This window comes from Actinomyces sp. oral taxon 175 str. F0384 (genome assembly GCF_000223355.1).
Classification (GTDB): domain Bacteria; phylum Actinomycetota; class Actinomycetes; order Actinomycetales; family Actinomycetaceae; genus Actinomyces; species Actinomyces oris.
This window is the reverse complement of sequence record NZ_AFUR01000001.1, coordinates 267,546-287,546: the sequence shown is the minus strand read 5'-3', so window position 1 is coordinate 287,546 and position 20,001 is coordinate 267,546. Positions and strand designations below refer to the sequence as shown.

At 66.2% G+C, this 20,001-nt stretch carries 15 protein-coding genes and 1 CRISPR repeat array; of the genes, 4 read left to right on the top strand and 11 right to left on the bottom strand.

The genetic code is table 11. From position 1 onward, the window contains the following. Positions 1-104: 104 nt before the first annotated feature. On the top strand, positions 105-836 hold the full coding sequence (locus HMPREF9058_RS13700; protein WP_254654021.1) for a sensor histidine kinase: 732 nt from the start codon (positions 105-107) through the stop codon (positions 834-836). A gap of 358 nt (positions 837-1,194) precedes the next feature. Here the strand turns inward: HMPREF9058_RS13700 and HMPREF9058_RS01090 are convergent, their stop codons facing one another. The 6 genes from HMPREF9058_RS01090 to cas6 form a co-directional block, all read right to left on the bottom strand. Next, entirely contained in the window at positions 1,195-1,518 is a 324-nt protein-coding gene (locus HMPREF9058_RS01090; protein WP_009406282.1) for a multidrug efflux SMR transporter, read from the bottom strand. Continuing rightward, positions 1,515-1,868 (bottom strand): multidrug efflux SMR transporter, encoded by a 354-nt coding sequence (locus HMPREF9058_RS01085; protein WP_009406435.1) that lies wholly within the window; start codon positions 1,866-1,868, stop codon positions 1,515-1,517. Before HMPREF9058_RS01085 ends, HMPREF9058_RS01090 begins: the two co-directional genes overlap by 4 nt. 116 nt (positions 1,869-1,984) lie before the next feature. Continuing rightward, complete coding sequence (locus HMPREF9058_RS01080) at positions 1,985-2,395, bottom strand: YvaD family protein (RefSeq protein ID WP_009405567.1); 411 nt, start codon at positions 2,393-2,395, stop codon at positions 1,985-1,987. Positions 2,396-2,454: 59 nt separating this feature from the next. Next, positions 2,455-3,027 (bottom strand): GTP cyclohydrolase I FolE, encoded by a 573-nt coding sequence (folE, locus tag HMPREF9058_RS01075; RefSeq protein WP_009747619.1) that lies wholly within the window; start codon positions 3,025-3,027, stop codon positions 2,455-2,457. A gap of 52 nt (positions 3,028-3,079) precedes the next feature. Further along, positions 3,080-5,146 carry an ATP-dependent zinc metalloprotease FtsH gene (gene ftsH / locus HMPREF9058_RS01070; protein ID WP_009406200.1) on the bottom strand — a complete coding sequence of 689 codons (2,067 nt, stop codon included), beginning with the start codon at positions 5,144-5,146 and terminating at the stop codon, positions 3,080-3,082. A gap of 196 nt (positions 5,147-5,342) precedes the next feature. Continuing rightward, a complete protein-coding gene (cas6, locus tag HMPREF9058_RS13940; RefSeq protein ID WP_009406000.1) occupies positions 5,343-6,152 on the bottom strand; it encodes a CRISPR system precrRNA processing endoribonuclease RAMP protein Cas6 in 810 nt (269 codons plus the stop codon). Positions 6,153-6,560: 408 nt separating this feature from the next. Further along, positions 6,561-7,033: a CRISPR direct-repeat array (repeat unit 37 nt; unit sequence GTCAGAAAGCACCCAGCACCAGAAGGTGCATTAAGAC). Between the two features lie 1,809 nt (positions 7,034-8,842). On the opposite strand from cas6, the gene HMPREF9058_RS01060 reads away from it, so the two are divergent. Genes HMPREF9058_RS01060 through cas2 form a run of 3 tightly spaced genes read left to right on the top strand, consistent with a single transcriptional unit; the run spans position 8,843 to position 11,025 of the window. Next, a complete protein-coding gene (locus HMPREF9058_RS01060) occupies positions 8,843-9,256 on the top strand; it encodes an RNA-directed DNA polymerase (RefSeq protein WP_009747450.1) in 414 nt (137 codons plus the stop codon). Positions 9,257-9,265: 9 nt separating this feature from the next. Beyond that, positions 9,266-10,747, top strand: a complete 1,482-nt coding sequence (cas1, locus tag HMPREF9058_RS01055; protein WP_302621219.1) for a CRISPR-associated endonuclease Cas1 — start codon at positions 9,266-9,268, stop codon at positions 10,745-10,747. Beyond that, positions 10,738-11,025: a CRISPR-associated endonuclease Cas2 gene (gene cas2 / locus HMPREF9058_RS01050; protein ID WP_009747600.1), complete on the top strand. Its 288-nt coding sequence runs from the start codon at positions 10,738-10,740 to the stop codon at positions 11,023-11,025. Before cas1 ends, cas2 begins: the two co-directional genes overlap by 10 nt. 75 nt (positions 11,026-11,100) lie before the next feature. Here cas2 and HMPREF9058_RS13300 read toward each other — a convergent pair whose 3' ends face one another. The 5 genes from HMPREF9058_RS13300 to HMPREF9058_RS01030 are packed head-to-tail and all read right to left on the bottom strand — an operon-like array spanning position 11,101 to position 19,701. Continuing rightward, positions 11,101-13,389: a CRISPR-associated protein gene (locus tag HMPREF9058_RS13300; protein WP_009405717.1), complete on the bottom strand. Its 2,289-nt coding sequence runs from the start codon at positions 13,387-13,389 to the stop codon at positions 11,101-11,103. Position 13,390: 1 nt separating this feature from the next. Further along, positions 13,391-13,960, bottom strand: a complete 570-nt coding sequence (locus tag HMPREF9058_RS01045; RefSeq protein ID WP_009747226.1) for a hypothetical protein — start codon at positions 13,958-13,960, stop codon at positions 13,391-13,393. Next, complete coding sequence (locus HMPREF9058_RS01040) at positions 13,953-15,686, bottom strand: RAMP superfamily CRISPR-associated protein (RefSeq protein WP_009405788.1); 1,734 nt, start codon at positions 15,684-15,686, stop codon at positions 13,953-13,955. Before HMPREF9058_RS01040 ends, HMPREF9058_RS01045 begins: the two co-directional genes overlap by 8 nt. Then, positions 15,683-17,605 carry an RAMP superfamily CRISPR-associated protein gene (locus HMPREF9058_RS01035; RefSeq protein WP_009406291.1) on the bottom strand — a complete coding sequence of 641 codons (1,923 nt, stop codon included), beginning with the start codon at positions 17,603-17,605 and terminating at the stop codon, positions 15,683-15,685. The genes HMPREF9058_RS01040 and HMPREF9058_RS01035 overlap by 4 nt, the downstream gene beginning before the upstream one ends. Further along, complete coding sequence (locus tag HMPREF9058_RS01030; protein WP_254654020.1) at positions 17,602-19,701, bottom strand: hypothetical protein; 2,100 nt, start codon at positions 19,699-19,701, stop codon at positions 17,602-17,604. Before HMPREF9058_RS01030 ends, HMPREF9058_RS01035 begins: the two co-directional genes overlap by 4 nt. Between the last annotated feature and the right edge of the window lie 300 nt (positions 19,702-20,001).

Here is a 20,001-nt window from a genome sequence, read left to right as displayed (position 1 = left end):
TGATCTACGTCCTCGCCTTCGCAACGGCACTGATCCACTTCTCACACGCATCCGCATGGTCTCAAGGGCTACTCCAAACGCTCATCATCGGTGTTCCTTGTGCTGTGATCGGTGAGGTTGTCCGCCATCACCGCCTCCAGGCCAACGTCGCCGAGCAGGAGCGCCGGCGCAAGCTCGACCAGCAACGGCGTCTGGTCGTCTCCGAGCTCCACGACACCGTTGTACGCGACCTCAGCCACGCCGTCATGATCGCCGAGCAAGCCCGCCTGGCCGACCCTCACAACACCCGCCTCAACCAAGAGCTCGGAGCCATCATCACCCCCGTGCGCACCGCCGTCGAACAGCTACGACGCAGCCTCAAAGCCATGAGTGCCGCCGAAGGAGACGACTCCCTCCTTCTGCTGGCCGCCTCACCCCCACCACCCCTGACTGACACCATCCGCACCGCCCGGGAAGCCCTCACACACCGAGACGCCCACCTCACCACCCAGGGCACCGACCTGCTCGACAACCCCTGCATCGGCCCGGGCGTCCGCCAACAGCTCGTACGCATCATCGCCGAGCTCATCAACAACGCCGCCAAGTACACACCCCCGTCCAGCACCGCCACCCTCACCATCGAGGCCGACGACAACACCCTCGAGTGCATGTGCACCAACCCCATCGACCCCGGCCAGGCCACCAGCACCGCCACCTCATCCCAGCTCGGCCTCATCCAAGCCCAACAACGCATCGAGTCCCTCGGCGGCTCCCTCCACATCAGCCGCACCACCAACCGCTGGACCGCCATCTTCACCATCCCCCTCCAACCCATATCCCCAATGCCCACCGACTGAGGCACTGGCGGGGACACTCCGCGCGGCCGGGTGCAAACCACTCCAGCCGGGGACAGTTCACGCGTTCGGGGACAGCCATCCTGTCCCCGAACGCGTGGACTGCACCCGTCGATGTCGAATGTCCCCGGCCGAGAGAGCCTTCTGCCCACGCCACGTCCCTCACGAGGGCCGCTCGGCCGGTCCGCGCGGGACGGGAACGAGCCGATCGTGTCCACATCGGATACAAAGGCTCGGAACGGACCCACGCTGACGAAAGAAAAACGCATGATTCCGCGGTTCACATGGACGTCCAAGGAGCGCTGGCGGTCCTTTGTCACCGATTTGGACATTCTGGCCCGCGATCGCCTCCGGTAAGTTGTCAGTGCGCGCTGCCGAGCTCGACGAGGAGTACCCCGGCCATGATGAGCGCGATGCCGGCCACCATGGTGCGGGTCAGCGGCTCACCGAAGAGGAACCGTGAGGCAATTGCCGTCACGGCCACTCCCCCGGCCGACCAGATCCCGTAGGCAACACCAAGTGCCAGGCCCTCCTTGAGGGCCAGGGTCAACAGGGCGAAGGCCCCCAGGTAGCCGGCCATGACGAGGCCGTACCATCGCAGTCCTCTACCGTCGGAGGCGAGCTTGAGCGAGAGTGTGCCGGTGGTCTCGGAGGCGATGGCTGCCACCAGGTAGAGACCGCTCATGACGCCTCGCCGTCCTTGTCCTGCTTGCCTGCGCGCTGCGCCCCGACCTCCACGAGGAGCACCCCGGCCATGATGAGCGCGATGCCGAGGGCGACGAGCACCGTGATCGGCTCGCCGAAGACGAGCATGGACAGCACGGCGGTCAGCGCCACGCCCAGGGCGCCCCAGAGCCCGTAGGCGACGCCGAGCGGCATGCCGGCTTTGAGCGTCAGCGACAGGAGGATGAAGGCCAGCGCGTACCCGATCCCAACCATGACGTAGAAGCCCGGCTGGTTCAGGGCCTGGCGCAGGGCGAGGGTCGCCGACACCTCGGAGATGATGGCGCCTCCGAGAGCCGGCCAGGCGCACACGCCGTGGCCCGTCGCCCCCGGACGCTCCTCCCGCGCACTGAGCACCGTCCGGCCGGTGGGAGCGCCCGGGCGGCACACGCTCCCCCACGTCGATGGGCAGAGCACGTCCCTGACCGTCACGCCCGGTTCTCCGCGGTCTCGAGCCGCCGGCAGACCATGGAGCCGAAGGCGAGCACCGGGACGATCATGAGCAGAGCGTTGGGCCCCCACCACAACGGGTCGAAGTCGCGGTAGAAGGACCAGAAGGAGATCGCCATGAACCCGGCGCAGAAGGTGAGTATGAGCCCGACCGTCAGCACCAGGTCCCCGATCCTGCTGCCCACGCGCGTCAGGTGGGCGCCGAGGAAGACGGTCAGTGCGGCGGCCACGTCGAGCGGCAAGAAGGACCAGTTCCAGGCCTGGATGACCTGGTTGGAGTAGTCCTTGAAACGCAGGTGCTCGGGAATGAGATTGAGGAAGACGGCCGCCCAGTAGAGCAGCAGCCCGGCATCGACCGCCACCAGCAGCCTCTTGTACGTGGGACTCATCGCCCCACTATTTCACCGGCCGTCTCCGGTGTCGAGATCTCGTGGCCGTCAGCCGGCACTCAGGACCGCTGACCCAGGACCAGACTCATGGCCTCGGAGCGGGTGGCGGCGTTGCGCATGATGCCGCGCACCGCGGAGGTGACCGTGTTGGAGCCGGGCTTGCGCACGCCCCTCATCGACATGCACAGGTGCTCGGCCTCAACGACCACCAGCACCCCCCGGCACTGGAGGCGCTCGACGAGGGCGTCGGCGATCTGCCGGGTGAGCCGCTCCTGGACCTGGGGGCGCCGGGCGTAGCCGTCCACGAGGCGCGCCACCTTGGACAGGCCGGTGACGCGCCCGTCCTCGCTGGGGATGTAGCCCACGTGCGCCGACCCGTGGAAGGGCAGCAGGTGGTGCTCGCACACCGAGTACATGGGGATGTCGCGTACGAGGACCATCTCCTCGTGCCCGACGTCGAAGACCCGCTCGACGTGCTCGGCCGGGTCCTGGTCGAGGCCGGCGAACATCTCCGCGTAGGCGCGCGCCATGCGCTCGGGGGTGTCACGCAGCCCGTCGCGCTCGGGGTCCTCCCCGATGGCGACGAGCAGGTCGTGCACCGCCCGCCGCACGCCCTCGGCGTCATAGCTCATGGTCAGCCTCTGTCTCTCTGTGCCTGCCGGGCCCGCCGGGGCCCGGGCCGGCTCAATGGTTGTAGCCCCAGAAGTCGTCGCTGTTGTGGGAGTCGTCGGACTCACCGCCAGGGGCGGAGGCGGCCTCGACGACGGGCAGCGACTCGTCGCTGCGCCACAGGGGCCGCTCGGGCTGCTTGATGACGCCCTCGAAGATCCTCTCCAGGTCCTTCTCCAGGAGCGTCTCGCGGGTGAGGAGCTCCTCGGCCAGCTGGTCGAGCACGGCGCGGTTGCGGGTGAGGATCTCCCAGGCCTCCCGGTGGGCGGTGTCCAGCAGGTTGCGGACCTCGGTGTCGACGGTGGCGGCGACCTGCTCGGAGAAGTCGCGGCTGGTGGCGTTGAGCCCCAGGACCGTCTCGCTCTCGGTGGTGCCGAGCTTGACGGCGCCCACCGCGCTGGTCATGCCGTAGTCGGTGACCATCTTGCGGGCCGTGGCGGTGGCCTTCTCGATGTCGTTGGAGGCGCCGGTGGTGGGGTCGCGGAAGATGATCTCCTCGGCGGCCCGCCCGCCCATGGCGTAGACGAGCTGGTCGAGCAGCTCGTTGCGGGTGGTGGAGTACTTGTCGTCCTGGGGCATGACCTGCGTGTAGCCCAGGGCGCGCCCGCGCGGCAGGATCGTCACCTTGGTGACCGGGTCGGAGTAGGCGCCGGCGGCGGCGCACAGGGCGTGACCGGCCTCGTGGTAGGCGGTGACGCGCTTCTCGTGGTCACGCATGACGCGGGTGCGCTTCTGCGGGCCGGCGATGACGCGGTCGATGGCCTCGTCCAGGGCCCGGTTGTCGATGAGGTGGGCGTTGGAGCGGGCGGTGAGCAGGGCGGCCTCGTTGAGGACGTTGGCCAGGTCCGCGCCCGTGAAGCCGGGGGTCCGCTTGGCCACGAGCTCGAGGTCGACGTCGTCGTTGAGGGGCTTGCCCTGGGCGTGGACCTTGAGGATGGCGGCGCGCCCGGCCATGTCGGGGGCCTCGACGCTGACCTGCCGGTCGAAGCGGCCCGGGCGCAGGAGGGCCGGGTCCAGGACGTCGGGGCGGTTGGTGGCGGCGATGAGGATGACGTTGGTGTTGGCGTCGAAGCCGTCCATCTCGACGAGGAGCTGGTTGAGGGTCTGCTCGCGCTCGTCGTGCCCGCCACCGGTTCCGGAGCCGCGGTGGCGGCCGACGGCGTCGATCTCGTCGACGAAAATGATGGCGGGGGCGTTCTCCTTGGCTTGGTCGAACAGGTCGCGCACGCGCGAGGCGCCCACGCCGACGAACATCTCGACGAACTCGGAGGCGGCCATGGAGAAGAAGGGCACACCGGCCTCGCCGGCGACGGCCTTGGCCAGGAGGGTCTTACCGGTTCCGGGCGGGCCGTAGAGGAGGACGCCCTTGGGGATCTTGGCGCCGACGGCGCGGAACTTCTCAGGCTCGGAGAGGAACTCGCGGATCTCCTCGAGCTCCTCGACGGCCTCGTCCTCGCCGGCGACGTCGGCGAAGGTGACGTCGGGCATCTCCTTGGAACCGACTTTCGCCTTGGAGCGGCCGAAGCCCATGGCGCCGCCGCGCCCGCCGCCCATGCGGCTCAGCATCCACCACATGAAGCCGCCCAGCAGCAGGGCCGGCACGAGCAGCTGGATGAGGGAGGACCACCAGCTGGTGGTGGGCACCACGGAGTTGAAGCCCTCCTTGGGGGCGGCGGCCTGCACGAGGCGGTCGACCTGCTCGGCCTGGGCGTCGGTGTAGGAGAACTCGACCTTCTTGCCCACCGGGCGCGACTCGATGCCCTTCTTCTTGGGCTGGACGTAGGTGGTGGTGAGGTCCAGCTCGACGCGCTGATTGCCGTCGACGACGGTGATCGACTTGATCGTGTCCGGCTTGTCCCGCAGGAGCGTCAGGCCGTCGGAGGTGTCGATGGTGCGGTAGCCGAACATCGAGGAGAAGACGGCCCAGCCGAGGATGACAACCAGGAGGAAGGGCACCAACCACAGGAACGGGTTGCCCAGGGTGTCGCGGAGCTTGCGGTCGCGCTTGCTGCGGTCGTTCTTACCGGCCTTGCCCGGCTTCCCCGAGTCCTTGCGGCCGGGCTCGCGCCCAGAATCTTTCATCGTGCGGTAGGTCCCTTCAACATACTGATTCCTCAGACGTTAGCGGATAGCACGGCAAAGGTCCCATTGCGCTTGCTCACGTTCGCGCCGGGCGTGGCCGGGAAGATCCGGCCGAGTGGGCCGATTGGAGGCTGCCTGGCCGCGAGGACGCACCATAGGGCCCGAGGACTGCGGCCCAGGGGTGAGTCCGCGGCCCTTATGGTGTGTCCGCGACGACGTCGATGACGCCCATCCCGTAGGCGCTGTGGGAGCCGACGCTCGTGTAGCGGGCCAGGGCCATGAGCTGGGAGAAGACGGCGGTGATGGGGCCGGCGGCGGGGGCGCTGATGCGCAGGGTGCCGACGCTGGCGGGGATACGGCGGCTGGAGAGGCGTCCGCGGCGGTCGGCACGCGGCATGCCCAGGCCGATGACGGTGCGGCGGGTGCGGTCCTGGGTGATGAGGACGGAGGTGAGGCGCTCGCGCTCAGGGAGCTCGGGGGCCAGGGGGCGGCACCAGTGGCGCCAGCGCGCGTGGAGGCTGGTGGCCAGGGAGGCGGCGGTGACCTCGGGGACGTGGTGGCCGCGGGAGGTGAAGACGGTGGGGGTGAGCAGGCGGATGTCCCAGGCGGTGGACGCGGTCTGGGCGGCGAGGTCCTCCCAGTCGGCCTGTTCGAGGACCTGGGCCTCGACGGCGGCGAGCATAGTGGTGGCCTGGCCGCCGTCGCCGATGGGCAGGACGCCACCCCAGGCGAGCCAGGCGTCGAGCGTGTCCAGGAGGCGGTCGTCGAGGAATCGCAGCTCGACGCCGAGGCCGTCCGGGGTCTGAGTCATGTCGCCCAGGCAGTAGGGCTTGGGGCCGGGCTGATCGTGGGGTGGGCGGTGGGCGAGGGCGGGCAGGCGGGCGGCGCGCTCGGGGCTGACTCCTTCGGGGAGATCGAGGACTCTGCCCCAGGCGGCGTGAAGGCGGCGGGGTGTGGCCTCGACCGGGCCGGGCGCATCGAAGCGGACGAATACGGTGGCGGGCACTCGACGGGGCTCCTTTGCGGCGTGATGAGTGGCGGACATGGCCGTCTACCCCTTACTTCTGGCGACACTACCGGAGGGGAGGCGGCCTGTATGGGGAGTTCGAGAGGTCGACGTTCTTCAGCATCGAGGGCCAGGAGGAGGCGGAGAGGGCGAGAGCCGGCGGCGCGCCGGACGGGCCACGGAAGCACAATGTGTCGACAGTCACGGCTAGGAACGTCGACCTTCTGGCTTGACGTCGTTGGAAGTTGGTGGCTGGAATGGCCTGAGGGGGTGTCGGTGGCGCTTGGCGTCAGGACGCCGAAAGGTGGTTAAATGGGGGCAGTGCTGGCCGGTCCCGCGGGGTGCTTGCGGAGCCGGTGGCGCTCCAGCCCCGGAAGTGGCGCAACGACGCCCCTCCCAGAGGCAGGGGTCAGAAAGCACCCAGCACCACAAGGTGCATTAAGACCCGTTTGGTCGGCCGCAGGCACAGACATAACCTGGTCAGAAAGCACCCAGCACCACAAGGTGCATTAAGACCGGCATCTCCAGGACGCCTATACGCAACATGGTGGGTCAGAAAGCACCCAGCACCAGAAGGTGCATTAAGACACTTTCGTACAGCACTAGACCACAGAGCAAGAATCTCGTCAGAAAGCACCCAGCACCAGAAGGTGCATTAGGACTCGTCGGCGAGTTGGTTGCAGGGCATCACGAAGCGTCAGAAAGCACCCAGCATCAGAAGGTGCATTAAGACCGAGCCAAGGCAGCTCGTGAGTGCCAAATGCTGTCCCCGTCAGAAAGCACCCAGCACCAGAAGGTGCATTAAGACTTCACACTCTCCAGCCAATGCTCCACACTGCCGGAGGCCAGAAGGCACCCAGCACCAGGAGGCCTATTGACGGGACTTACAGTCCACCCTCATCTCGTTTACGAGCTGAGCGGCCAGACGGCTCGGCGGAGGAAGCGCTCCCGATGTCGCACGGGCTCGACTCCTCCACCACCACACCAGGATGTGCCCGCAGTCACAGGCGGGAACGTCGATCTTTTGGCTTGACGTCGTCGGAAGCTGGTGGCTGAAGGTGCCTGAGGTGGCGTCGGTGGCGCTTGGCGTCAGGACGCCGAAAAGTGGTTAAATAGGGGCGCTGCCGTCCGGCCCCGCGGGGTGTCTGCGGAGCCGGTGGCGCTCCAGCCCCCGGAAGTGGCGCAACGACACCCCTCCCAGAGGCAGGGGGCAGAAGGCACCCAGCACCAGAAGGTGCATTAAGACAGAGGCCGCTCTCAGCCCCGTCAATGGCCTCGTAGGCAGAAGGCCCCCAGCACCAGAAGGCGCATTAAGACCAGCTGGCACGTTGTCGCCGCTCCGTTGTTGTGATATCAGAAAGTACCCAGCACCAGAAGGTGCATTAAGACTTCATGTCCTCGATGCAGAAAGAGAACATCTCGAGCGTCAGAAAGCACCCAGCACCACAAGGTGCATTAAGACGCTAGCCCATGTCGCTTCGATAACATGGGATCTCCTGTCAGAAAGCACCCAGCACCAGAAGGTGCATTAAGACATGAGATCAAGTTCTGCAATGCCTTCGTCTATTACTAGGCAGACAGCCCCAGCACCAGAAGGTGCATTAAGACGTTGACATATATACCTCTCCTGGTGAGTACACAACCGCCAGAAAGCACCCAGCACCACAAGGTGCATTAAGACGTCCTTCATGGACATCCTCCACCAGGCGTGTCCTTCGAGTCAGAAAGCACCCAGCACCACAAGGTGCATTAAGACCTATCACCTTCACAGTGCCCGTCCTCAAGGGACAGGTCAGAAAGCACCCAGCACCAGAAGGTGCATTAAGACCCACGTTCTGCTGCTGCTTGCAAAAAAGAAGCAGCAAGTCAGAAAGCACCCAGCACCACAACGTGCATTAAGACCACTCGCTGCAGTCGATGAACATCGCTCTCCTCCTCTGTCAGAAAGCACCCACCACCACAAGGTGAATTAAGACACCTCCCCCACCTCCTCGGCGAGCGCATAGAACCTGGCCAGAAAGCACTCAGCATCCGAAGGTGCATTAAGACGTGCCGACGATCAGCGGGCTGATCTTGACAGTTCCCTGTCAGAAAGCACTCAGCACCACAAGGCGCATTAAGACGTTTCGGCGGCCGAGCAGCCGGCCAGGGTGAGGGCCGACCAGAAAGCACCCAGCACCAGAAGGTGCATTAAGACGGCTTGGGGTAGTGTCTTGCTTTCTTGAAGGCCATGAGTCAGAAAGCACCCAGCACCAGAAGGTGCATTAAGACGGGACCCAGCCCGGGGCCATGGACAGCCCAGCGCAGGTCAGAAAGCACTCAGCACCAGAAGGTGCATTAAGACACTTCTAGAGCACTTGTAGACCAAGTGCCTTCTCTCGCCAGAAAGCACTCAGCACCACAAGGTGCATTAAAATTTGCACATGGCTATATGTCCGGGCCACCACAGATCACCAACCTCCATACTTCACCACCACATATTTCGATATCCTGTCCTCAGAGCCTCTTCACGTTCCCGCCCTTGAAAGGCCGCAATGATGCGTCCAGACCCGCCATTACCACCACCATCGTCAACGACACCGCCACCCCCATCCCGCCCGCACCGTCGTCGTCGCCGTTCCGATTGCGCGAAACCGGGCCAGTACCTCGGGGAGGACATTCACCCGCTCCAGCACGCAGCCGGGTTTACGTTGTCCGAGTCGGGCACCGGCACCCCGTTCGAGCGCATCAGCTCCCGCGAGGGCCTGGAGGACGGCTGGCGCATGGTCCTCGCCAAGGACGCCTCCGACGGCATTCTGCAAAAGAAGACCAAGGAGTTCGCCGAGCATCTCGATGAGTTCCTCACCGAGCTCTCCGAGTTCCTGCGATCAGGAACCTACGAGCCCGACCCGCTCCTGAGCTTCGGCATCCCTAAGGGCACCTCTGGGGAGGTCCGCATCCTGCACATCCCCTCGATCCGGGACCGGGTCGTCGAGCGCGCGGTCGTCAACACGATCACCCACAGGGCCGATCTCGCCATGTCCCCATGCTCCTTCGCCTACCGGACGGGTGTCGGCACCGACGACGCCGTCGACCACCTCGCCAGGCTGCGGGACGCAGGCTAATGCTACGTCCTGCGCACCGACATCGAGGACTACTTCTCCAACCTCAACATCGAGGACGCCCTGGCCGCCCTCTCCCCCATTGCCTGCTGCCCGCGCACCATCGACCTCATCCGGCTCATTGCCCGGCCTCGGCGCGCCAGGGGCGAGCGGCGTACCCGCAACCGAGGCATCGCCCAGGGCTCCTGCCTGTCCCCGCTCCTGGCCAACCTGGCCCTGACCGACGTCGACCGGGCCATGGGCGACGCGGGCTACGGCTATGCCCGCTTCGCCGATGACATCGTCATCGGCAGCCCCCATGAACCCGACCTGCTGGAGGCCCTCGAGCTCCTCGACTCCCTTCTGACGCCCAGAGGACTCCGACTCAACCAGAAGAAAACCGCCATGACCAGCTTCGATGAGGGCTTCTGCTACCTGGGGACGGACTTCTCCCGCAGCTTCCCGCCCGTCGACCCCCGCCACGACATCAAGGGCCGCCCCGACCCGGACCAGGTGGTCTACGTCGGCCGCGACAGCGCCCGCGTCCACGTCAGCCAGAACCGTCTCATCGTCGACGGCGCCGACGGCCTGCCGCAGGTCTCCATCCCCCGCCGGGCCGTCAGCCGGATAGTCCTCACCGGCGCCGTCGGGCTCTCATCCGGAGCCCGGTCCTGGGCGCTGTACAACGACATCGACGTCATCTTCCTCTCCCGCCACAGTGGCTACCTGGGCCAGCTCGCCGGCCCCCGCTCGACGGCCAGCGTCCGCCGGCTCCTGACCCAGGCGTCCTTCGCCACCGACGACGATGCCCGCCTCCCACTGGCGCGCGCCATCGTGCGGGCCAAGATGCGCCACCAGGTCTCCGTGCTGCACCGCACCGGCCGGCGCAGCCGGGGAAGCGGCGTCGAGACGCCTTGCACCACCATTCGGCAGCTGGCCGACGACGCCAAGCAGGCCGCGGACGTCGACGAGCTCATGGGGCTGGAGGGCGCCGCCTCAACGGCATACTTCGGCTGCCTGTCCGGGCTGGTCCCACCGGACGTCGCCTTCGACGGCCGCAGCCGCCGTCCGCCCAAGGACCTGGCCAACGCCGCCCTCTCCTACGCCTACGCGATCCTGCTGGCCGAGTGCACGGGAGCCCTGCTGGCTGTCGGGCTCGAGCCCTCGCTCGGGGTGCTGCACGCCTCCACCGACAAGCGCCCCAGCCTCTCCCTGGACCTCATGGAGGAGTTCCGGCCGCTCCTGGTGGACCGCACCGTCCTGTCCCTGCTGCGCTCGAAGCGACTCCGCCCGGAGCACGCCACCACCTCTCCCGACGGCGAGGGCGTGTGGCTGAACAGCAAGAACAAGAAGACGCTCGTCGACGGGTACGAGGCGACGCTCCAGCGGCAGGTCAAGGGCGCCATGCCCGGCTTCTCGGGCACCTGGCGCCGCCACATCCACCATGGTGCCCAGCTCCTCGGGAGGGCCATCACCGAACCCGGCTACGAGTGGACCGGCGCGTCATGGCGATGATCGTCATCCTCGCCTACGACATCGCCTCCGATACGCGGCGGGCCCGCCTGGCGGCCGCGCTGGAGGGCTGGGGCTACCGGCTCCAGGAATCCGTCTTCCAGCTGCGGCTGGAGCCCGCCGAGCTCGACGAGGTGCGCCGGCAAGTCACCGAGATCATCAACCAGGCCGACGACGTCATCCACCTCTACCCGCTGTGCGACTCCTGCCTGGCGCGCAGCGAGGTCCACGGGACCGCGCCCGCGCTCGACGACGCCGGGCTGTACCGAGGGGTGTGGTGAGCCGGCGGCACGCCGAGTACGCGCAGCTCACCAACGCACCCCGCCCGGCGACAACGCCCGTATCTTGTGCGACGATCAGTGCCGCCGGCCGTGGTGATGAGTGTTGCCGTGATGGCCGCCTTGGCGCCCTCCACGATGCTGCCGTCCCCCGTTGCGGTTGTTCTTTTTGTCATTTCTATCCGGGTCTTGAATGGTCAAAGGCACTCCCGCATCTTCCCCAAACAGCTCTCTTGGCGAAATCCCCCTCCCTCGCTTTGGCTCACTAGTCCGAGCATCAGTCAAGTTATTCGCCCTGTTTTCATCTAGAGTCATGTAACGAACTTCACGCCTACCCGCATAACCGTAGGCGGAACGTTGCATAGCACGAACCCAAGGTTCCTTCATCAGGAGGTCTTCCTTCGGGAGCGAGAAGTCAACCGGAGAAGTATCCTGACGATCAAGTCCGTCACAACTCTCTAGTAACACATAATCATTCGCCAGATCTGCACCAGATCTAGCCTTCAGGGAGTGTCCCACAATGCGAACCTCAACAACGCCCAGACCGTAAGGTTTGCCGAGGCCCATGCGCAAGTATCCAACTTTACTGCTACTGGAATCTCGCTCTTCCTCAGGAACGAGGTTCTCAGGGGTAAGCACCCACAGCAATGCGGCGAGCTCATCTCGGGAAAGATTCTGGTAGCGAAGAGTGCACTTGAAATCACTTCCCGCCTTAATCCAGGACTTCACCGCCAGCCGAACCGCATCGTTACTAGACTCCCCGTCTTTCGCACCCAGTTCCTCTTGATTACCTTTAGGAAATTCGTTCTTACCCAACTGGTTCCGATGAACCGGATAGCAGGCAGAACCCAAGTACTGCCCTTCTCTAAAGTAATCACCGCGCCTCAGAGGGCCACCGGAGGAGGTAAGCGGAGTCTTCCCCGAACTGTCCGTAAGGAAACGACGAGCTGACGATACCTTAGGAGAAAGCAGAGGAGGAAGATCTCTCCTGTCCCTGCTGACGACGGCATTGGACGAATCTACCGCACTTATACTGATGCGCCCACGCGACGCAACATCCCCTCCGACGGCGCCCAACTCAGGGCTGGGAACAACATATCCAAACACCCTGTCTGCCGCAGATGCACGATCCTTGCTGCCAACAGGAAGCACACCTTGTTGCGCTGCCAGTTCAGTGGGCGAGCATTCATATGCGCGCCTACCCACCATCGTAGGCAGTATGGCTTTCACCTCAACATTGCGAGCAACCTCTCCGTTCGTGCTTTCCAGTTCTTTTCGATCGAGGACCGCAAACACTAGGTCGTTCTCTGACAGTTCACCAACTTTGTCGCGATCAACGCAGGATGCGGCACGATTCAGTAGATGGCGACCCTTTTCCTGCCCGCCCATCTCGATATACGAACGAATCACATTCACATACTTTTCGATGACATCGGAGGGTAACTCCAGTGCGGTACCCCGGACTATCAAATCATCTTTAGTTCTCTGTGCCTTGAAGAAGAATCGCTCATACTTTTTGTCTTGATACAGGTCTCTAGCATATTTTCCGGGAGGGGCGGTCCTGCACGGGAAACCATACACCTCTATTTTATTGGCAGACCCTACACCTTTTGGCGGTTCAAAGAAACGCTCAAATTGCTTTCGCCTCTCATTCCAGAGGTGAGTCACCAGGGTAACCGGCCCCGATTTACCCCTCCATTTCGTCACAATGGCGCGAGTCCACTGGCCATGCGGAGTCCTCCTTCTGAACTCCGATAAGACCTGATCTTCATCGGGGTACTTTCCTCCATTTCTCGGCTTAATCTCAAAATGCTCTTCAAGATAGACTCTTCCAACTCCCTCCCGCGCCGAATCTCTCAGCAAGGCACTCTCGTTCTTGGTTCCAGTTCCATTCAGAATTTCGACCGCCCACCCCTGGATCTCATCATCATAATATACGACGCCCGGGAAGAGGCCGTTGGCCTGTGCGAGATCGACGCGGTACGTAAGGGGCTCATCATGTCCGGCAAACACCCTGAAGCGGGAGCAGGTTAGCGTCTCAAATGCGCGAGATATCATCCCTTTGATCATTGTTGGCGGAACTATCACTTTTCCGTTTACGTCAACAGGAAGAGAGACGCATGGCCTACCTTGCTTATTGACCTCACGGCTCGATGAGGGCTCAGCACTCTGTTCACCAAACACAAGAGGTGTCTTAACGGTGATTTTCAGATCAACTGATCCTGTCCATCTCTCAGCGGCAAGATGATCATGGGCAGGCGCGACATCATCCTCGAAGAGGTCGGAGGAGTAACCTTTTTTCTGAGCTTGTTCTCTCGGCACCGGAATCCGGTTGACAGCGGAGTGGAACGGTTGGAACGCGGTCATATCAGCCCCACCTTCCGGTCATGAGCTCGTCGGAGAATACGGTGTTTCCGTACGTCTCCTCCACGGTGAAGACCTCGATGCTGTCCATGACGTCGCCTTTCTCTCCGTGCTGGAGGTAGCTGTTGTCCCGAACCCAGCAGTCGCTGCCGCCCGGGAGACCCTCGCGGGACGCGCCGACCACGATCTCTGCGGCCCCACTGCCGTTGAGCCACCGCAGCTCATGGGCCAGGACGCCATCCTCGCCGGCGACACTGCCGCCGTCGTCGGTCTTCTTGCCCATCACCCGCCACAGGCGCAGCTCGAAGACCGTGTCCAGGTCGATCTCCTGCTCCCGGGAACCGGTCTGGCCATCCTTCTCGATCAGGGTGGTGAGGCCGGAAGCCCCCGCCCTTCTCACCGAGTAGGCGCCGCTGGTCGTGTAGGCCACGCCGTTCATCTCGCCTCCCAGGTCCTCGGCGCGTTCAAGAACCCGTTGAAGCCCAGCGCCCCCGGGCTGCTCCGCTCCCGCGCCGGGCATGTCCTTCCAGACCGCCTCTCGCAACGGCTCCGGCTCCCACGTCTTCTCAGGCATCCCGCTCCTCCTTATCCTCAAGCGGCCTCTCGCTGCTGCTCACCAGGTAGGAGGACCATCCCTCCCAGCCGGCTCCGGCTCTCGGATTCCTCTCGATCCCGGAGCTCACGTCTCTGAGCCCCTTCAGAATCAGCCGAGGAAGCGACTCGCCAGCACCGTCCTCCGCCTTGAGTGCCCAGTCCTCGATCCCCAGGCCCTTACCGCCGGTCACGGCCATGGCCTTGACCTCGACCTGCCCCATGCCCCGGGTGCCGCGGCTCCCCAGCGGGAGCGTCCCGGCGGCCAGCTCGGCGAGCACCAGCCCCAGGAGGCAGAAGGCGGCGCGGCTGCGGTCCTCGCCCCGGCTGCCCTCCTGCCCATCCGGTTCCTCCAGGCCCGCCTTCGCGTTGGTCAGAAGCCGGTCGAGGTCGAGCTCCAGGACGACGCTGTTCCAGGTGGAGTCATAGACCTCCTCGCTGTAGAGCAACCCATCCGCGACGCCGCCGGTCCACCGGTCGCCGGCATTGTGCGTGACCTTGCGGCTTGGACCATCCTCGGCTGTGAGCGTGTCGAGGACCGTCAGCGCACCGCGGTGCGTCGTCGACCCGAACAGGTCCCGCACCAGGCTCGGATCCTGCGCCAGCTGCTCGTGGACGCCGGCGCCCGACCAGTCGGCCCCCGTGCTCGGGTCCTTCTTCGCCAGCAGGATGGTGCGGGCGATCCGCGTCGCCCGGGTCCGCAGCGCGCCGCGGACGGAGCTTCCGGGCAGCACGATCGGGTCGGTCTCCTCCGGGCCGGCGCGCAGGGGACGCGCCGGCTTCGTCTCCTCAGAGTCCGCGCCCTCCAGCGATCCGTCTGCGGCCCCGGCGTCGGCTCCCTCCCCGGGACCGTCTTTCTGGGGCTCGGCCACGAGGATCCCGGTGGGGCTATCCCAGGTGATCTCGATCCGCATCCGACCGCCGCCCCCGCAGTCCACGGGGGCGACGTCGACCGAGCGCCCGCCGGCCCCGGAGAGCCACTCCTCCAGTCCTGCCCGGCTGCCCGGTTCGGCCTTGGTGAGGGTCCAGGCCTTCTCCGAGTCGCTGAGCGCGACTCTCCCCCACCCGGCGTTCTGCCGGCCGCCGAAGGCGACCCTGCCGTCCTTGATGAGCCCGATGATGAGCGCGAAGAGCTTCTCGACCTGCTCCGGCCCGGGCGGGGCGACATCGCCCTGAGGCACCTCGACGCCGTCGGGCAGCCCGGCCTCCGCGGTGATGGTCAGGGCGAGTTCCTTGCCGCGGGGCAGGTACTCGTGCTCGAACAGCGCGGTATCGCCGGCTGAGCCCCAGTACCGGTCGATGGCGTTGCCCATCCGGGTCGGGAGCATGACCTTGTGCTCCTCATCCCCTTCATAGCCCTCGGTGGGCAGCTCGACCGTGTGCACGGTGATCGCCGAGGCCCGCAGCGGCGCCGCTGAACCGGCCCCGCGCGTTCCGTCATCCCCCCAGAGCTGCCGCAGCTCGCGTTCGGTCGGTCCGACGGCGCCGCCGTGCTCCTCAAGGAATCGCTGGCAGGCCGCTCTCAGGGCGCCCTTGACGGAGCGCCCGGTGAGGACCGGCCGGCCGCGACCGTCGCGCGCGAATCGCCGGGCGACGGTGGTCCTATCCTCTGGGTCACGGCTGCGGTCGACCACCTCGTCGACGCCTCCCGAGTGGAGGGGCGCGTCCGTCACCAGGTGGACGGTGAGCTCATAGCGGGTCACTCTCATCGCTGAGCCTCCTCCGATGCCGCAGCACCATCAGCGGTTGGTGCGAGGTCCTCCCCGTGAAGGCTCCTCAGTGTGAACGTCTCCTTCTCCAGCAGGGGATGCCCGACAACGAACCGCCCGAAGCCCTGCGCCCGCAGTTCCCCGATGCCGACGGCCGCCAGGGCGGCCAGCTTCTCCGGGACGGTGGTTCTCACCTTGAGGACCGAGCCGGCCTGGATGGCCATGCGGGTGGCCCGGGGCTGGTGGCTCGCCGCGGACCAGGAGTCCACGCGCCGGTGCCTGACCCCGGCGTTGAAGCGAGTCCCGTCCGCCTCGGCGAGCTCGATGGGGGCACCGGCCCGCTCGAAGGCGGCGAGCAGGTCGGTCAGACTCCCGCCCGGGCCAAGCCGGGCTGAGCGGGCCAGCACGTCGGAGGTGAACCAGATCGTCGTGTCCTCGGCGTCGACCACCTGGGGCGCCGGGCTCGGTGCGAAGGCCGAGAGCGTGCACTCGGTCTCCCCGAAGGTGCCGCTGAGGCGACGCGCCCCGAGGCGGGCCCGGTGCCCGGTGCCGGCGAGGGCCTCCAGCTGCTCACCGATCCGCTGGTACAGGCGGGTCGAGACCGTCACCGTCGCCTGGAGGCTCAGGCCCGCAGGGAGCGCCCGCACCAGGTAGAGCTGACCGTCCCTGGCCGCCCCGGTGGCGGCGTCGTGCGCCGTGGACTGCCGCCCGATGAGCGCCGGGGCGCCCTTCGCGCCGACGGTCGGGAAGACGTATCCGTTGCGCAGCGGCTTGTGGACCTCGTGCTCGGGCTCCTCGGCTCGCATCCGGTTGCAGACGCACGTCTCCTCGTCGCCCTCGCCCTCAGCCGTCTTGAGCTCCTGGCTTGTGGCTCCTTGGCCGACCTTGGGGCTGGAGAACACCAGGGGCATCGCCAGCCCGCGCTCCCCCTGGTAGGAGACGACGCCGTCGGAGACGAGCAGCTCCCCGTTGACGACGGCGTCGCGGACCTCCCGGACGAGGGCCTCCGATGCGCCGGGGGCTTGGGCGACGGTGCGCGTGATAAGCCGGTGCACCCAGGGCAGCAGCACGGTGCCACGCAGGAAGTCCAGGGAGCGGATCTCGTTGGACATGGGGACCTCGTAGGAGACCACCGGGGTTCGCAGGTCGATCGTCAGGGTCGCCTCGTGGAAGGCGCCGGCGGCGGTGGATGCACGGCTCGCCTGAAGGACCGGGGGCGCCGCAGCGGCAGCGTCCGCCGCGGGGACCTGCGGGGCGCCGCGTCCCTTCCACCTGCCCAGCTGTGTGCGGCACCAGTCCTTGACGGCCCGGGTGTCGCCGGGCTCGTGGTCGGCGTGGATGAGGACGTCGCAGACGCCGTCGCCGGCCGCCCGGTTCGAGCCGATTGCGCGCACCAGCAAGCCCGAGAGGGCCAGGAGGAGCTCGGCGGCGTCGCGCTGCTCGTCGCTCCAGGTCAGGGGGCGTCCGTCCCTGTCGACGTCGGACAAGGTGACCTCGCCGCGCAGCCGGCAGGCGCCGGTGCGTTCGAAGATCCTCAGGAAGTCCTCGCGCGCTGTGCCGGTCTTCTCGTCGATGGACAGGGAGACGACCTCGTGGATGAGGTCGGTGGGGTCGTCCGGTGGGTCGATGAGCCTGGCGTCGGAGAAGGTGACGAGTCGCGGCGCCAGGTCGGAGCCGAACAGGGCGGAGGCGAAGGCGCGCCAGGAGCGGCCGGAGCCGTCGTCAAGTGCCTGGGCCGCGAGGAGCGACTGCTCCCGCACGACGCCGGCGAGCACGGTCGCGCGCACGATCGGCAGGCCGCGCTCGTCCTTCTCGACGACGGAGTCCACGCCGCCGGCGACACCGGTTCCGGTGGTGACGCCCCAGTCGGAGTGGAAGGTGACCGACAGGGGGAAGGAGGTCGGGGATGAAGGGCTCATTCGGTGGCCTCCGATGCTGTGTTGGGGGGCTCCGCCAGGCTGGAGAGGGGGAGCTCGAAGAAGGAGGGCGGGAGGAGGTCGGAGAGTTCCAGGAGGTCGAACACGGCGCCCAGGCCGCCCAGCTCGGTGTCGATCCAGGTGCCGACCTCCTTGCGCGCCGCCTCCCATTCGTTCCAGGCACTGACGAGCGACGGCGGAACCCAGGCCTCCTTGTTGTCAGACGCCTCGGAGCCCGGAGTCTCGCGGTCCGCGCCCTCAGCGGTCGGGACGTCCGTCGCGTCGTCGCCACGATGAGCGGCTCGTTCCCGCACCGCGGCGGACAGCAGCCCGCGGATGCGCGCCGCCCGGGTACGTGGGAACGGTTCGAGGTCGGTCTCGTTCCGGCTCTCGTCGGTGCTGCCGAGGGGCACGCCTTTGAACCGGGCGACGCGCTGGCAGGTCGCTTCCCAGGGCTCGTGGCGAAGGTCGTTCGGCGAGGAGTCGGCGGATGTGCTGTGCTCGCCGTCGCCGGAGTCGGCGGTTCTGGAGCCGGCGTTGCAGGTACACGGGGTCGATGGCGTGTCGTCGTTGAGCAGGCGGAAGGGACGGGTGGTGAAGCGCTCGTAGCCGCGTATGGCCTCATCGGGGTCGAGTACCGTGGTGTCGAACAGGACGTGGTAGTCGAGTGTTGAGCACGGCGGGCACGCCGTCTTGCCGACTTTCTTGGCGCGATCGACCAGTTTCTCGGCCAGCTCGTAGGCGATGTGGAAGGGGAAGTTGCGTTTGACGATGGCGACGCCGGCAGCGGCGGTCATGGGGCCGGTGTCCTGCCCCTCGGGCGGGGTGAGGTAGCGCAGGATCGGGTCGTTGCCGGTGGCCTCCTCGTAGTAGCGGAGGTAGGCGGCGGCGAAGGGGAGAGCGTAGTCGCCGCTGGTGATGACGGTGACGTCGTCGCCACCGAGAATCACCGGGACGACCGGGATGACAGTGTGCCCCCGCCCGGCCCGGTCGTCATCATGTTCGGACAGCTCGTCGATTCGCGTCCATGCTGCGGCGAAGGCGTGCTCGACTGCGTTTTGCAGGCGCTCGTTAACCGCCCGAAGGAAGCGCCGCAACGCGTCGGGGTCGTCGCGGTCGCAGCCGACCTCGGCTTTGAACACGCCTGGGGCGACACGGTCCATCGAGGACTCGAGATCCTTCATGATGCCGCCGACGCCGTTGCCGTCGATGTGGATGACGGCGACCTTGGACAGGAAGGTGTAGTCGCCGGAGTCGGTGTCCGGGCTGGCGGTGCTGCTGGCATCCGGGTTGGACTGGATGGCGTGCTCAAGCGGACGGAGCTCCTCTGCTCCCCGCGAGATACTCTCCTCAGGCTCAGGCCTGCCCTCATCACCCACCGGCTCGATGCCCTCAACGAAAACTTGATGGAGCTTCTTGGCCAGCATCGTCGGGTCTCGGGTGAGCAGTGCTTGTTTGTCTGAGAGGTCGGAACTGCGCTTGACCCCCGTGTCCAGGAGATCAAGCCGTGCCCGGTACGCCTGGTAGCGCCGGACACGCGAGGCCAGCGACAGCGCATCCTGGCGATCGTCCTTGGCCTCGTCCCGGGTGGCCAGCGGCGGGGAGGCGGGCAGGGAGGAGTCCTTGGCGCGGGCGAGGAAGGGCAGCTGGGAGAAGCGCGCCTCAGCGGGCGGGCGTTGGAGGGCGTAGCGGGCTGCTTCCGCGTGGATCTCCTTGAGTGCGCTCTCGGTGACGTAGGCGGTGTCAGACTCTTGCGGGTTCGACGGCGCTGGCAGAGGGATGAAGACGCCGGAGACGTCCATGCCCGGCGCCTCAGCGAGGGCCTTGCGCGTCACGGCGCCGATGACGTCCTTGGCCTGTTGGGCCGAATCCACCAGGAACATGACTTTGCCGGAGGACGTGGAGACCCACTGGGACTCGTGCGGTTCCCGGCCGTAGGGCAGTCCGCGAGCCGCGCACCAAGCTGCGGCCGCGCCCGTAGCGAGAAGCTCCTGCGCAGTCCATTGCTCAAGCTTGGTCAGCAGGGAGGACGCTCCGACGCTGTCCCGCAGCCGCGGCGAGGAGAAGATGAAGCGCTGATTCCCGTTGGTTTCAAGCATGACAAGGTGCATCGTCAACTCCGTTCGGACGGTGGCGCGGCTCTGCGTCCCGGAACAGTATTACCAGACACCCGGTTGGCATGGCGAGCGTTCGAGCAGAACAATGACGCCCTTGACAAAGAGAGTCATACAGGTCTACATTTAACAGTTTTCCTCGCCATCTCGGCAATGCGACCCAAACTCTATACCCGTAGAAACTCTGCGGACCCACCGCCGGTGTGGCACTGTTACGAGACGGGCACCCACCCCGCTACCAGCCCGCCGAGTAAGCAGTCAGGCTGCAGCAGAGCATGCTGATGC

Coding starts and splice junctions, on each gene's coding strand:
- cas2 (WP_009747600.1), top strand. CDS start 10,738: ATGGCGATGATCGTCATCCTCGCCTACGACATCGCCTCCGATACGCGG.
- HMPREF9058_RS01035 (WP_009406291.1), bottom strand. CDS start 17,605: ATGAGCCCTTCATCCCCGACCTCCTTCCCCCTGTCGGTCACCTTCCAC.
- HMPREF9058_RS01040 (WP_009405788.1), bottom strand. CDS start 15,686: ATGAGAGTGACCCGCTATGAGCTCACCGTCCACCTGGTGACGGACGCG.
- HMPREF9058_RS01090 (WP_009406282.1), bottom strand. CDS start 1,518: ATGAGCGGTCTCTACCTGGTGGCAGCCATCGCCTCCGAGACCACCGGC.
- HMPREF9058_RS01080 (WP_009405567.1), bottom strand. CDS start 2,395: ATGAGTCCCACGTACAAGAGGCTGCTGGTGGCGGTCGATGCCGGGCTG.
- ftsH (WP_009406200.1), bottom strand. CDS start 5,146: ATGAAAGATTCTGGGCGCGAGCCCGGCCGCAAGGACTCGGGGAAGCCG.
- HMPREF9058_RS01045 (WP_009747226.1), bottom strand. CDS start 13,960: ATGCCTGAGAAGACGTGGGAGCCGGAGCCGTTGCGAGAGGCGGTCTGG.
- HMPREF9058_RS01030 (WP_254654020.1), bottom strand. CDS start 19,701: ATGCTTGAAACCAACGGGAATCAGCGCTTCATCTTCTCCTCGCCGCGG.
- HMPREF9058_RS13300 (WP_009405717.1), bottom strand. CDS start 13,389: ATGACCGCGTTCCAACCGTTCCACTCCGCTGTCAACCGGATTCCGGTG.
- folE (WP_009747619.1), bottom strand. CDS start 3,027: ATGAGCTATGACGCCGAGGGCGTGCGGCGGGCGGTGCACGACCTGCTC.